The organism is Brevundimonas sp. FV2ps16, assembly GCF_058681075.1.
On the sequence record NZ_CM178728.1, the window covers coordinates 1,643,899 to 1,656,932 of the forward strand.

A 13,034-nucleotide genomic window follows, 5' to 3' on the forward strand; every position below is an offset into this window, starting at 1 on the left:
ACAGGCTCTGGTTTCAGGGTTTTCGGCTGCGCGGGACATTCGTGCCCGCATGGCACGAAGGACTCCTCCCCGATGATGAAACTCGCCTGCAGCGCCCTGGCGCTGGCCCTGGTCTCCACCCCCGCCCTCGCTCAGTCCTGGAGCCAGTCCAGCACGCCCGACTGGTCCGGCCCCTATGTCGGGATCTTCGGCGGCTATAACCAGTCCAACGACGACGGCGACGAAATCCTGCGCTTTGACCGTAATCTGGACGGCGCCTATGGCGACCAGGTTTCGACCGCCGCCGGCGACAACGCCTTTAGTCCCGGCTTCTGCGGCGGCGCGGCGACCAGCACCGCCCCGGGCACGGGATGCCGCGACGACAACGACGGCGTCGAAGCCGGCGTGCGGGCCGGTTACGATATGCAGTTCGGCAATATCGTCGTCGGCGCTCTGGCGGAATACAGCGTCAACACGGTTCAGGATTCGGTGACGGGCTTCAGCACCACGCCGGCCTACTACACCTTTACGCGCGAGCTGGAGAGCACGGCGGCCGCCCGTCTGAAGCTGGGCTACGCCTATGGCCCGGCACTGATCTACGGCACCGGCGGCTACGCCTATGGCCAGTTCGACAACACGTTCCGCACCTCGAACCAGGCCAACAGCTTCACTGAAACCAGCGAGTCTGACGATGGCGACGGCTGGCAGGCCGGCGGCGGCGTGGAATACGCCTTGGGTCGCGGTCTGACCGTCAGCGGCGAGTACCTCTATACTTCGCTGAGCGTGGACAGCCCGGTCATCCGCGTCGGCAACACCGGCACGACCCCGCCGGCCAATCCCTTCATCTCGGCCCCGAACACCACCGGGACCGACATGACGCGCGGCAACGGCAAGTTCGGAACCCACATGTTCCGCGTCGGTATGAACTACCGGTTCTAGAGCCGAAGGGCGGACATGAAGACGGCCGGGGAGCGATCCCCGGCCGTCTTTCATATTCCAGGAGGGGCTTGAGGCCTAGGCGGCTTCGGCCATCTGGGGCAGGACGTTGTCCAGATCCAGCAAGCTGATCATCTCGCCGTCGACAGCGAAGATGCCGGCGATCACGCCCGCTCCGCCGGCGCCGTCGCCCAGTTCCGGCGTCTCCTGCCGGGCGGAGTCGTCCAATTCGACGATATCCGACACGGCCTCGACCAGCAGGCCGACTGTACGTGCGCCGCACTTGACCACCATGATGGCGTGACGGGCCGACGGCTCCTTGGTCGGCAGGCCGAGCCGCGCCGCCAGATCGATGATGGGGAGCACCAGGCCGCGAAGATTGACGACGCCCTTCATATAGTCCGGCGCCTTGGGCAGGGGCGTGGTCGGGGTCCAGCCGCGGATTTCGAGCACGGAGGTTATGTCGATGCAGAAGGCCTGTTCGCCGACGCGGAAACCGACCAGTTCACGACGGCCGCCCTTGGAAACTGTCATCTCAGAACGCCTCTCCATCCGCTGCCAGGTCGGCCGCCGGGACTACTCGCTTCAGGCGAACCCGCGTCGAGTCCTCCCGTCAGCTTCAGTCTCTCGCAAGCGCCTAGCGATTTCGTTAATGAGGGGACAGATCTGTGCATGCCAAACTAAGTCCACGCATTCGCGATCAGCGATCCAAGGCTAATTTGTGTAAACAAGTATTGAATATTCCACTACGTATTATGGTTGCCCGGCTAACTGAAGCTTAGCTTCGATGAGTGGTTAATTTTCAACCCACAGGGTATGTGCGCTTGCGAAACTACAGCCGCGCGACTAGGTGATTCTGCGTAAATTTTACGGGGCGACTCACGTAGCCCTGAGTAGCGCGGGTACGAATTCTTTCAATGTCTGATGATGTCCAAGTAGATGGAGAGAAAGACTTAATTCGTCCGTCTGGCTCGGACCTGGGCGGAGGAAGTCGGGACGAGGTTCAGATCCGGATCAAGCAAAGGATCGCGCTCATTTCCCGCCGCTGGACGACGCGCGCGAGCCGGCTTTTCAAGGCCTATGGATTTACGAACGCGCAGCGAGCGCCCCTCCATCTCCTGAAACACGCCCCCCAGGGTCTGACGCAGTCTGAACTCGCCGACGGGCTACAGCTGTCGGAGCCGACGCTGTCGCGCCGGGTGACGCGGCTGCTGGCCGACGGCCTGGTGACGAAACATCGCTTGCCCGGCGACGGACGCGCGAACCTGATCAAGCTGGAGCCGGCGGGCCTGAAGGCGCTGGACGGATCGGAAACCACGGCGGCTCTTGATCGAGACCTGTTGTTCCAGGGGCTTTCGGACGAGGATCTGGCGGGCGCCTTGCGGGTTTTGGACGTCCTGGCGGCGCGGATGGACGACCCCCTCGACAACGAGATCGAGGCCGAGGCTGAAATCGCCGCCGTCTGACGCGCCAGCCTAACGGCTGAGCGTGTTTTAAGCCCGCCCGCCCTGGCTGGACAGCCGGCCGGCTTCCACGCCCATCTGGGCCAGGGCGCGGGCCCATTTCGACTGGTGGTCGCCGTCGAAGATCAGATCAAGGTCGGCGTCCGCGGTCAGCCAGACGTTCTCGGCCAGCTCATCCTCCAACTGACCCTCGCCCCAGCCCGCATAGCCGAGCAGCAGGGTCGAGCGCCGCGGACCGGCGACCGCGTCGGTCATGGCGGCCAAGGCCTCACGCGTGCCGGTCATGGCCAGGCCGTCGCCGAAGGGCAGGGTGTCGGGGCCCACGCCCCAGTCGTCGGTGTGAAGCACGAAGCCGCGTTCACGCTCGACCGGCCCGCCCATCAGCACCGGCCGGCCGACAGCCTGTTCGGGCGCCGGCGCGTCCAGCTTGTCCAGCACGGTCTTAAGGTCGACGCCCTGGGCGGGGCTGTCGATCCGCAAACCCATGGCGTGGTCCGGCCCATGGGCGCAGATCAGTATGACGGCGTGTTCGAACCGAGAGTCGCCGATGCCGGGCATGGCCACCAGTAGACGGCCGGTCAGGGAGGAGGCGTCGGTCATGATAACCATATCATCGGGTGCGAAACGCCCCGGCGCAAGGCGTGTTGACGCTTGCAGCGGCGGCGGGGGCGGCTATCTGTCTCGGGCGCATCCAACCAACCCCGCGCGGAGAGACCTCATGACCATCCAGATCGGCGACCGCATTCCCGAGGCGACCTTCGCCCAGGCGACGGCCGAAGGCCCCAAGCCCGTGAATACGGCTGACATCTTCGCCGGGAAAACCGTCGCCCTGTTCGCCGTTCCCGGCGCCTTTACGCCGACCTGCTCGGCCCGCCATCTGCCGGGCTTTAGGGACAATCTGGAGGCCATCAAGGGCAAGGGCGTCGATGTGGTCGCCTGTATCTCGGTCAACGACGCCTTCGTCATGAAGGCCTGGGCCGAAAGCCAGGGCATCGACGACGAGTCCATCCTCATGCTGGCCGACGGCAACGGCGACCTGACCCGCGAACTGGGTCTGGTGCTGGACGGTTCGGGCTTTGGCCTGGGACAGCGGTCGCAGCGTTATTCCATGTTGGTCAAGGACGGCGTGGTCGCCCAGCTGAACATCGAGCAAGGCGGTGAGTTCAAGGTGTCGTCGGCCGAACATCTGCTGGCGCAGCTCTGATCTGATGAACGAATGACCGACGTCTTCACGCCCGAACAACGCAGCGCTGTGATGCGCCGCGTGAAGGGGCGGGACACGTCGCCGGAACTGGCCGTGCGCAGGATCCTGCGCGCGGCCGGGATCGGCTATCGGCTGGGCGGCATGGGTCTGCCCGGCAAGCCGGATGTGACGATGAAGGGGCGCAGGATCGCGCTGTTCGTCCACGGCTGTTTCTGGCACGGCCACGACTGTCCGCGCGGCGCGCGCCGCCCCAAGGCCAACGCCGAATACTGGGCCGCCAAGATCGCCCGCAACCGCGCGAGAGACGCTCGTGTGACCTCAGATTTGGAGGCGACGGGCTGGCGCGTTCTGACGGTCTGGGAATGCGAACTGCGCCGGCCGGATCAGGCCGAACGGCTGGTCGCCGCCTTCAGGGCTCAGGCGGCGGCGGTTTCGGCCGCCGCAGCCGTCTCGTCCAGCACATGTTGCAAGGCGCCGAGCAGGGCCGGCGGCGTCAGGGGCTTGGAGACGAAATAGGCCATGCCGGCGGCCTGGCAGGCGGCGACGTCCTCGGGCGCGGTGTCGGCGGTGACGGCGACGACCGGAGTGCGGGCGTTGGGGCCGCCGCCGGCGCGGAGGCGACGGGTGGTCTCGCGACCGTCCAGCTCCGGCATGCGGACATCCATGAAGATGACGTCGAACACGGTTTCGGCGCAGCGCTCCAGGGCGATCATCCCGTCGGCGGCCGTGACGATGTCGCAGCCCAGCGGCTGGAGGATCAGCTGCACGGCGCGGCGATTGATGTCGTGGTCGTCGACGACCAGGACGCGCAACGGACGATCCTGATCATCGTCGGACGCCGCGTCAGGCAGGTCGGCTTCAGCGGGAGCTACGATAGGGGTCGGCGCGACGGAAGTGACCGTGGCGGATTGCGGCCAGGCCGTTTCAGAGGAGGTCAGGGCCTGGGCGATGTCGAGGCGGCTTTCATCGATCAGGATCGGCGCCGGTCCGGCGTCCTCGGCGCGCGGAAGCGTCAGCGAAACCGTGAAACAGGCGCCCTGACCCTGGAGGCTGCGCGCTGTCAGGCGGCCGCCCATCAACTCGACCAGGTCGCGACTGATCGCGAGGCCCAGACCGGATCCGCCATGGCGGGCGCTGACGCCGTCGGCCGTCTGGTCGAACGGGTTGAACAGCCGCGTCAGCTGTTGAGGAGTCAGTCCCGGCCCAGTGTCCTGCACCTCAAGCAGTAGGCAATAGCCGGAAGGCTCTTCCAGCCAGGCGTCCAGTCGCAGGGTGATCTGTCCGCTGGGCGTGAACTTTACGGCGTTGGACAGCAGATTGTTCAGGACCTGGCGGATGCGCATGGCGTCGCCGCGGACGCCGCAGGGCATGCGTGACGCGCCCTCGACGCGCAGCTTCAACCCCTTGGCCTCGACGGGGCCGCGCCATAGGCGAAGGGTCTGGGCCAGCATGGCCCGTAGGTCGAAATCGACGACCTCGACGGTCATTCGCCCTGCGCCGATCTTGGTGTGATCCAGCAGGTCGTCCAGCAGGGATTTCATCATCAGGCCGGCGTCGCTAATCAGAAATGTGGTGGCTCGCGACTGCGGGTGCAGGCTCTGAAGCTCGGCGGCGCCGGTCAGGATTGCGCCGATGGGGGTGCGCAGATCATGGCCGATGGCCGCGAGGAAGGCGGTATGCGCGACCAGATCCTGCTCGGCCTTGAGACGAAGGGCTTCGGCTTCGGCGCGAGCGCGCATCTGGCTTTCGGTCGCTTCGCTCATCCGCTGCCAGCTGATGATGGTGAAGAAGGCGACCAGGATGACCGCGGCTGCGGCCGTCATCACCATGGGCGGCGGGGCGCCGAAGGCGGCGGCCAGGAAGGGAACCGCCAGCAGATAAAACATCGGCGGCGCCAGAGACGCTGCGAGAACCGATTTGGACCGCGGCGAATTGATCATGGAGAACAGCATCAGCGCCGGCAGCATCAACGCCGCACAGACGCCGCCCATCGGGCCGCCGATCAACCACATCGGGATCGAGAGACTGCCGAACACCGAGGCGCTGGTGAACAGGATCAGACAAGTGGCGATCCTGCGTCCTAGCGAGACCTCGGCAATGTCTCGGCGCGCTGAAGGGAGCGCGAGCCGTTCCAGCCCCTGCACCAACAGATAGGCGGCGAACCAAGCCAGGCAGATCCGCCAGCCGACCATCGGCATGACCACCAGGCCCACGGCGCCGCCCATTCCCACGCGCTGGAGCAGCGTGCTGCGACGGTGGCGGGCGGCCACGGTCCAGCCGCTGTCGGCGGTCGCGTCGGTGGGCGTCTTGGACATCCAGCTTCCCGGCAATGCGAACCGTGTTCGTTCGCTTCCGCACATTAGACACCAAGCGGGCCTAACGCTCCGTCAACGGGCGGCGGCGATAGCCTCTGAAATCGAAGAAAATCCATCGGCGCGCAGCCGAGCCGCCAGATCTCGCTTGATCCGCGTCACCAGGCCCGGGCCTTCGTAGATCAGGGCCGAATAGATCTGGACGGCCGAGGCGCCCAGGCGGATCCTTGCGTAGGCCTCGCCCCCGCTGTCGATTCCACCTACGGCGACCAGGGGCAGGCGGTCCTGTGCGGCCTCGGCCGCGGCGCGCAGGGCCTTTTCCGCAAAGGGTCGGATCGGCGCGCCGGACAGGCCGCCGGTCTCGTGCGCATCGGACGACCGCAGGCTCTCCGGCCGTTCCAGGGTGGTGTTGGACACGATCAGGCCGTCGATCCGGTGGGCCAGCGAGGCCTCGACGATCATGCCGACCTCGTCGGCGACCAGATCGGGCGCGATCTTCAGGAAGACCGGAACGCGCGCGGCCGCTTCGGCCGGCCGGGCGGCGTCGATCCGGCCCAGCAGATCGTCCAGCTGTTCCCTCCCTTGCAGGGCGCGCAGGCCGGGCGTGTTGGGCGAGGAGATATTGACGGTGAAATAGGAGGCGCGGCCGACCAGGCGTTGCAGGCCGGCGACATAATCCGCCGCCTTGTCCTCCGTATCCTTGTTGGCCCCCAGGTTGGCGCCGACGACCACGCCCGACGGGCGGCGATCCAGCCGGGCGGCGAACGCCTCCAGGCCGTCGTTGTTGAAGCCCATCCGGTTGATGATCGCCCGATCCTCGGTCAGGCGGAACAGGCGGGGCTTGGGATTGCCGGGCTGAGGGCGGGGCGTGACCGAGCCGCATTCGACAAAGCCGAAGCCCAGACGCGACAGACCCCGCAGCGCCTCGCCGTTCTTGTCCAGGCCGGCGGCCAGACCGACGGGATTGGGAAGAGAAAGTCCCGCCAGCGTCGTGTGCAGGATGGGATCGTCGGCCGCGGGCGCGGGCAGGGGGGCGAAGGTCAGGCCTTTGATCGCCAGTTGGTGGGCGGTTTCGGGATCGAGACCGCGCAAGGCGGCCGCGCCCGCGTCGGACAGACGGGCGGCGAGACTGTCGAACAGGCTCATGCCAGGTCCTTGAAGATCATCGCCCCGTCGTCGGCGACCGCAAAGGCGCGCGTTGCCGTGACGGCCGTCGCAGGCAGGGGGGCGTAGAGGTGTGGAAACAGATCGCCGCCGCGCGACGGCTCCCAGATCAGCTCGTCCCCGAAGCCTCGCAGATCGACGGTGAGCAGCACCAGGTCGTCGCGCCCGGCGTAGTGACGGCGCGCGGTTTCGACCAGTTGTTCGCCGGTCGACATGTGGATGTAGCCGTCAGCCAGATCCACGGTCGAGCCCTCGTACCGGCCCTCGGCCAGGGCGACGCGCCATTCGTCGGCGGCGACGATCTTGTAGGCGGCGTCGGTCATGCGGCGCCGCCCTGGCCGAGTGGGGGCAGGCCACGCGGCGTGATGAAGCCTTCATAGGCGCACCGGCCGGCGACATCGACGGTGAACAGGGCGGCGGCTCCGGTCGGGAAGCCGCCGGCCAGACGGTCGAGAATGGCCGGAGAGGCGGCGCTTTCGCTCAGATATTCGCCGGCCAGGACATGGACGCCGGGATTGTGGGCCAGGACCAGCAGGCAGCCGGTCTGGTCCTCGTTGTCCTCGACGAAGCGGCGCAGCACTTCGGACGGCGCGTTGTAGAGGCGCGGCTCCTCGCGCACCTCGACGTCGCCGAGGGCGTCGTGCATCTGCTCCCAGGTCTGGCGCGTACGCGTGGCCGACGAGACCAGGGCTAGGTCGGGCTTCAGCCCGCGCTCGGCCAGGGCCTTGCCCATCAGCAGGGCTTCGCCGCGTCCCACGGCGGACAGGGGGCGGGTTTCGTCGCCGCCGGACGGGCTGGAGCCCTCGGCCTGGGCGTGTCGCATGAGGATCAGTCGGTGCATGGGCTTCGCCATAAGGCCGTTCGAGTTCCGCGACCAGATGGGTCGGGCTCAACTCCCCGTCAGCGCGGCCAGTCCGGCGTGACGGAGGCGGCCGGTTGGGGCGTCAGCGCCGGCTTGGCGGGAACCCGCTGGGCGTGGCCGTTGGGGCGGATGCGGGCATAGGCCTGACGCGAGGCTTCCAGCAGGATCAGTCCAGCCGTTCCGGGCGCGATCCGACGCCCGACCTGTTCGAAGCCGTCGGCGAGGGGCAGAAGAGGCGTCCAGGGCGGGACATACAGGGTCTGGGACCAGGCCGCCGGCTCCAGCCCCGCCTCGCGCACCAGCCGTTCCAGCTGACCTCGGGTGAAGGGACGGCCGTGGCCGAAGGGGGTGTTCTCGGCCCGCGCCCAAAGACCGCCGCGCGCCGCCGCCGCCAGAATGATGCGCCCGGTCGGGGCCAGGGCCCGTACGGCCTCCAGCAGAAGGGCGGCTGGATCGTCGGCCTCTTCCAGGGCGTGGACCAGCAGGATGCGGTCGAAGGACCCGGCGGCGAAGGGCAGGCGGCGGTCATCGACCAGAAGGGTGCGGTTGCGCCCCACGCTGGGCCAGTGTTCGACGCCCTGACCGCCGGGCATGGCCGCGACCACACGTCGGGCGCCGACGAAGGCGTCCAGCCAGGGTGTGGCGTAGCCTATGCCCAGCACGTCGCAGTCGGGCGTCTCGCCCCAGGCGTCGTCCAGCCGCCGCGCCAGAAGACGTCGCACCAGCGCCCCGGTCGGTTCGCCGTAGAAGGTTCGAAGCTCGTCGATGCTGCGCCGCATGGATCCACCATAGGCCGGGTCGGGGCCGCCTGCTAGAATGCGATCATGACCCTGGATGTTCACCTGTTTCCCTGCCGCAGCGACAATTACGGCTTTCTGATCCGCGATACCGCCACCGGCGTCGTGGCCACGGTCGATACGCCCGATGCGGCGCGCATCTTGGAAGAGCTGGAGGCCCTGGGCTGGGGCCGGCTGGATATGATCCTGAACACCCATTGGCACCCGGACCACACCGAGGGCAACGAACGGCTGAAGGCCGAGACCGGCTGCGAGATCGTGGGGCCTGAGGAGGTGGCCCGCGTCGCGCCGCTGGATCGGGTCGTCGCGGACGGCGACGGGGTCATGGTCGGCGAGACCCGGTTCGAGGTTACAGCCACGCCCGGCCACACCCTGGGCCATGTGGTGTTCCGCTCGGTCGAGAACCAGCTGGCCTTCGTCGGCGACACCCTGTTCGCCCTGGGCTGCGGCCGGCTGTTCGAAGGGACGCCGGAGCAGATGTGGGACAGCCTGCGCAAGCTGGCCGCCTGGCCCGAGGCGACCGTGATCTGGTGCGCTCACGAGTATACGGCTTCGAACGCCCGCTTCCTGCTGAGTCTGGATGATCGCCCTGAGGCCCGGTCTCACGCCGAGACGATCTTCGCGGCGCGGGAACGGGGCGAGCCGACTGTGCCGACCACCATAGGGGCTGAGCTGCGGTTCAATCCGTTTCTGACGGCGACCGATGCGGCCCAGTTCGCCGCGCGGCGGGCGGCGAAGGACGGCTTCAGCGGCTGAGGACGTCGTCCGCGACCACGCGGACGACCCGGGCCGAGGAGGGCCGGCCGGCCACGCCGGCGCGCGGTTCGATCACGATGCGCAGGACGCCGCGAGAGAAGGTCGCCTGGGGGCCCCGACCTTGATCGACAATTTCGATACGGCGGATCCGGTCGGCCTCACGTCGCAGTATTTGCGAACGGGACATGCGGGCGATGGCGTCGACAGCGGTCGATAAGGCGTCGGCGGCGACGGCTTCCGAGCCCGGTTGGATGTCCACATCCACCACCACCAGCCGGCCCAGGGCGCGACTGGCCCGGTCGCTCTGACGAATGATGTAGTTCCACAGCTGGACCGCCGTCAGAGCCGGCGCCAGCAGCGGCGCGGCCTGACCCGACGGCGAGACCGGCGACCCTTGCGGCGCACTGGTCGTGTACAGGGTCATGCGGCCGTCGGCCGTAACGCGCAGAACCTGGTCGCCGTTGTCGTTGCGATAGACGATGTCGCCGCGTGGGGCGGGGGTGGCGCGCAGCACCCAGATCTCGGTCGACCGGTCGAACCGCAGCAGGGGGCGCGACCCCGTAACATCCAGCACAAACCCCTGACCGGTGCCCGAGATATAGCGGGCCGAGGGTTCCAGGTTACGGCGGGATTGGGCGTGGCAGTCCGACGGCAGGACGGCGGGCGCGGCAACGGACAGGCCGAGGCCCACGACGGCCGCGAACGCCATCGCGGTCACGCGAGGCGATTTTTTCGCCCAAGCCGTTTCCGTCAACTTCATGAGACTGTGGATGAAACCGTCACGCGGCGGATTTTGGGCGAAGCCCGTTCACCCGACCAGGTATTGGCCGCCGTTCAACGACAGTGTGCAGCCTGTGACATATCCGGCACGCTCTCCGACCAGCCAGGACACCATGTCGGCGATCTCCTCGCCCTTGCCTAGGCGGCCGACCGGGATCTGGGCCACGATGGAGTCCAGCACCTTGGGGTCCATCGCGCCGACCATCTCGGTGTCGATATAGCCGGGGGCGATACAGTTGACCGTTACGCCCTTCTTGGCGTTTTCAAGCGCCAGCGCCTTGGTGAAACCGATCATCCCGGCCTTGGCGGCGGAATAGTTGGTCTGGCCGACCTGGCCCTTCTGGCCGTTGATCGAGGAGATGTTGACGATGCGGCCGTGGCCGCGTTCGCGCATGCCGTTGATGACCTGGCGGGTCGTGTTGAAGACGCTGTCCATGTTCACCCGGATCACGTCGGACCACTGGTCATGGCTCATCTTGTGGAAGAAGCCGTCGCGGGTGATGCCGGCGTTGTTGACCAGGATGTCGACCGGCCCCAGCTGGGCCTCGACTTCGGCCACAGCGCGGGCGCAGTCGTCGAAGCTGCCGACATTGCCCTTCACCACCATACAGCCCAGGGCCTGGGCCGTGGCGAAGGCGGCCTCGTCATTGCCGGAGTAGCCGGCGGCGACGCGAATCCCGTCCTCCGTCAGGCGTTGCACGATCGCCTTGCCGATTCCCCGGGTCCCGCCGGTCACGAACGCTACGCGCATCGCTGCTTCCTTGTCCCATTACGCCCGTCTGACGCGAGCCGTTCCAAAGAGGTTTAGCCACGTCTCGGTTGTAGGCAAAGCCCGATTTCCTTTGCGGAAACCGGGCTTGATGTCGCGGAAGGCTCAGGCCGCCAGCTTTTCCATGTCGATGACAAAGCGGTAGCGGACGTCGGACTTCAGCATCCGCTCATAGGCTTCGTTGATCTGGTCCGGCGCGATCGTCTCGATGTCGCAGGCGATGCCGTGTTCGGCGCAGAAGTTCAGCATCTCCTGGGTCTCGGCGATACCGCCGATCAGCGAACCGGCGATGCGGCGACGACGCCACAACAGCGGCACGGCGTAGACCGGCAGGCCCTCGGTGGTCAGGCCCAGCATGACCATGGTGCCGTCGCGGGCCAAGAGCTGGACCTGGCTGGAGATCTCATGCGTGGCCGAAACGGTGTTGATGATCAGGTCGAAGCTCTCGGCCGCGGCCTTCATCGCCGCCTTGTCCGAGTTGATCAGGAAATGTTTGGCGCCCATCCGCTCGGCGTCGGCCTTCTTGCGGTCCGAGGTGGACAGGACCGTGACCTCGGCGCCCATGGCCGCCGCCAGTTTGACGGCCATATGGCCCAGGCCGCCCAGGCCGATGACCGCCACCTTGGAGCCCGGACCGACGCCCCAGGTCTTCAGCGGCGAATAGGTGGTCACCCCGGCGCACAAGAGGGGGGCGGCGGCGTCGAGCGGCAGGCTGTCGGGGATGGACAGGACGAAATGCTGGTCCACGGTGATGTGGTTGGAATAGCCGCCCTGGGTGATGGTCTCGGCTGTGCCGCCCTTCGTATCCTTGGCGCCATAGGTGCCGGTGAAGCCGGGCACGCAATATTGCTCCAGCCCTTCCTGGCACGACGAACATTCGCGGCAGCTATCGACCATACAGCCGACGCCGACACGGTCGCCTTCCTTGAAGCGCGTGACGTTCGAACCGACGGCCGCCACCACGCCTGCGATCTCGTGGCCCGGCACCAGGGGGTAGGGGGCCGGACCGGTCTCGCTGCGGGCCATGTGCAGGTCGGAGTGGCATATGCCGCTGAACTTGATGTCTATCAGGACGTCGTCCGGGCCGGGGTCGCGCCGTTCGAAACTGTAGGGCGTCAGGGGCTTGTCAGCAGCGGTTGCGGCGAAGGCGCGTGTGGCGATCGGCATGGGGAAGTCCTTAGGGCTTTGTGCAGGCTTGGGGGCGTAGGGGGCAGATGTGGCCCGAGACGACCGGCCGCAAGGCGGGCGGTGCTATTTCAACTGGGCGATCAGCGCCTGGGCCGCCGCCGGGTTCCGCACCTTGGCCCCCGAGATGAAATAGGCGAAGACCTCGCCGCGCTTGGCCCAGGCCTTGGCCTTGTCGGCGACGGCGGCCAGTTCGGCGGCCGTCATGCCGGTCGGCTCGTCCTCGCGGCTGGACATCAGCCGGGCATAGGTAAAGTCAGCGGTCGCCTCGTCGATCTGCGGCCAGGTCGGCTCCTCTTCATCGACGGCGTAGACGATGGCGGCTCCGTATTTGCGGGCCAGATCATAGAACTGCTCGGTGGCGAAGCTCGGGTTACGCACCTCCAGGGCGTGGCGCAGGCGCAGGCCGTCCTTCTCCGGGGGCAACAGTTTCAGGAAGCCTTCGAAATCCTCGGGATCGAACTTCTTCGTCCCCATGAACTGCCAGTTGATCGGCCCCAGCTTGTCGCCCAGTTCGGTCAGGCCCTGGGACAGGAACCGGTCGAAACTTTCGCCGCCCTCCGACAGGATCTTGCGATTGGTGCAGTAGCGGCTGGCCTTGACCGAGAAGACGAAACCGTCCGGCGTCTCGTCGCGCCATTTGCGCCAGCTATCGGGTTTGAAGGTCGAATAATAGGTGCCGTTGATCTCGATACTGGTCAGTTTCGACGCCGCGTATTCCAGCTCGCGCTTCTGCACCAGACCCTCGGGATAGAAGACCCCGCGCCACGGCTCGAAGGTCCAGCCGCCGACGCCGATGTGGATGGGGTGGGTCATGTGTCGTGGTC

At 67.1% G+C, this 13,034-nt stretch carries 16 protein-coding genes; 5 read left to right on the plus strand and 11 right to left on the minus strand.

The window, feature by feature from the left end:
* Positions 1 to 72 precede the first annotated feature (72 nt).
* The gene (locus ACW170_RS07935) at positions 73 to 918 is read left to right on the plus strand and encodes an outer membrane protein (RefSeq protein ID WP_492089088.1); all 846 of its coding nucleotides are present in this window, start codon (positions 73 to 75) and stop codon (positions 916 to 918) included.
* Positions 919 to 993: 75 nt separating this feature from the next.
* Here the strand turns inward: ACW170_RS07935 and ACW170_RS07940 are convergent, their stop codons facing one another.
* The gene (locus ACW170_RS07940) at positions 994 to 1,449 is read right to left on the minus strand and encodes a chemotaxis protein CheW (protein ID WP_492089089.1); all 456 of its coding nucleotides are present in this window, start codon (positions 1,447 to 1,449) and stop codon (positions 994 to 996) included.
* A 383-nt stretch (positions 1,450 to 1,832) separates the two neighbouring features.
* Here ACW170_RS07940 and ACW170_RS07945 point away from each other — a divergent pair, with 383 nt between their 5' ends.
* Positions 1,833 to 2,381 carry a MarR family winged helix-turn-helix transcriptional regulator gene (locus tag ACW170_RS07945; protein WP_492089090.1) on the plus strand — a complete coding sequence of 183 codons (549 nt, stop codon included), beginning with the start codon at positions 1,833 to 1,835 and terminating at the stop codon, positions 2,379 to 2,381.
* 27 nt (positions 2,382 to 2,408) lie between these two features.
* On the opposite strand, the gene ACW170_RS07950 is transcribed toward ACW170_RS07945, so the two are convergent.
* Complete coding sequence (locus ACW170_RS07950) at positions 2,409 to 2,978, minus strand: YqgE/AlgH family protein (protein WP_492089091.1); 570 nt, start codon at positions 2,976 to 2,978, stop codon at positions 2,409 to 2,411.
* A gap of 118 nt (positions 2,979 to 3,096) precedes the next feature.
* On the opposite strand from ACW170_RS07950, the gene ACW170_RS07955 reads away from it, so the two are divergent.
* On the plus strand, positions 3,097 to 3,582 hold the full coding sequence (locus ACW170_RS07955) for a peroxiredoxin (RefSeq protein ID WP_492089092.1): 486 nt from the start codon (positions 3,097 to 3,099) through the stop codon (positions 3,580 to 3,582).
* Between the two features lie 12 nt (positions 3,583 to 3,594).
* Positions 3,595 to 4,098, plus strand: a complete 504-nt coding sequence (locus ACW170_RS07960; protein WP_492089093.1) for a very short patch repair endonuclease — start codon at positions 3,595 to 3,597, stop codon at positions 4,096 to 4,098.
* Here ACW170_RS07960 and ACW170_RS07965 read toward each other — a convergent pair.
* From ACW170_RS07965 to ACW170_RS07985, 5 genes are all read right to left on the minus strand, one after another.
* Entirely contained in the window at positions 3,999 to 5,897 is a 1,899-nt protein-coding gene (locus ACW170_RS07965; RefSeq protein WP_492089094.1) for an ATP-binding protein, read from the minus strand. The genes ACW170_RS07960 and ACW170_RS07965 overlap by 100 nt on opposite strands.
* 72 nt (positions 5,898 to 5,969) lie before the next feature.
* Positions 5,970 to 7,040, minus strand: coding sequence for a quinone-dependent dihydroorotate dehydrogenase (locus ACW170_RS07970; RefSeq protein WP_492089095.1), 1,071 nt, complete (start codon positions 7,038 to 7,040; stop codon positions 5,970 to 5,972).
* Positions 7,037 to 7,381, minus strand: a complete 345-nt coding sequence (locus tag ACW170_RS07975; protein ID WP_492089096.1) for a DUF952 domain-containing protein — start codon at positions 7,379 to 7,381, stop codon at positions 7,037 to 7,039. Before ACW170_RS07975 ends, ACW170_RS07970 begins: the two co-directional genes overlap by 4 nt.
* Complete coding sequence (locus ACW170_RS07980; protein ID WP_492089097.1) at positions 7,378 to 7,899, minus strand: SixA phosphatase family protein; 522 nt, start codon at positions 7,897 to 7,899, stop codon at positions 7,378 to 7,380. Before ACW170_RS07980 ends, ACW170_RS07975 begins: the two co-directional genes overlap by 4 nt.
* Positions 7,900 to 7,958: 59 nt before the next feature.
* On the minus strand, positions 7,959 to 8,699 hold the full coding sequence (locus ACW170_RS07985; RefSeq protein ID WP_492089098.1) for a class I SAM-dependent methyltransferase: 741 nt from the start codon (positions 8,697 to 8,699) through the stop codon (positions 7,959 to 7,961).
* Positions 8,700 to 8,744: 45 nt separating this feature from the next.
* On the opposite strand from ACW170_RS07985, the gene gloB reads away from it, so the two are divergent.
* The gene (gene gloB, locus ACW170_RS07990) at positions 8,745 to 9,473 is read left to right on the plus strand and encodes a hydroxyacylglutathione hydrolase (protein ID WP_492089099.1); all 729 of its coding nucleotides are present in this window, start codon (positions 8,745 to 8,747) and stop codon (positions 9,471 to 9,473) included.
* On the opposite strand, the gene ACW170_RS07995 is transcribed toward gloB, so the two are convergent.
* From ACW170_RS07995 to ACW170_RS08010, 4 genes are all read right to left on the minus strand, one after another.
* Positions 9,463 to 10,182, minus strand: coding sequence for a DUF4908 domain-containing protein (locus tag ACW170_RS07995; protein ID WP_492089156.1), 720 nt, complete (start codon positions 10,180 to 10,182; stop codon positions 9,463 to 9,465). The two genes, gloB and ACW170_RS07995, sit on opposite strands and share 11 nt — an antisense overlap.
* 99 nt (positions 10,183 to 10,281) lie before the next feature.
* The gene (gene phbB, locus ACW170_RS08000; RefSeq protein ID WP_492089100.1) at positions 10,282 to 11,004 is read right to left on the minus strand and encodes an acetoacetyl-CoA reductase; all 723 of its coding nucleotides are present in this window, start codon (positions 11,002 to 11,004) and stop codon (positions 10,282 to 10,284) included.
* A 123-nt stretch (positions 11,005 to 11,127) separates the two neighbouring features.
* Positions 11,128 to 12,189, minus strand: a complete 1,062-nt coding sequence (locus ACW170_RS08005) for an NAD(P)-dependent alcohol dehydrogenase (RefSeq protein ID WP_492089101.1) — start codon at positions 12,187 to 12,189, stop codon at positions 11,128 to 11,130.
* Positions 12,190 to 12,273: 84 nt separating this feature from the next.
* Positions 12,274 to 13,023: a DUF72 domain-containing protein gene (locus ACW170_RS08010; protein WP_492089102.1), complete on the minus strand. Its 750-nt coding sequence runs from the start codon at positions 13,021 to 13,023 to the stop codon at positions 12,274 to 12,276.
* Positions 13,024 to 13,034 lie beyond the last annotated feature (11 nt).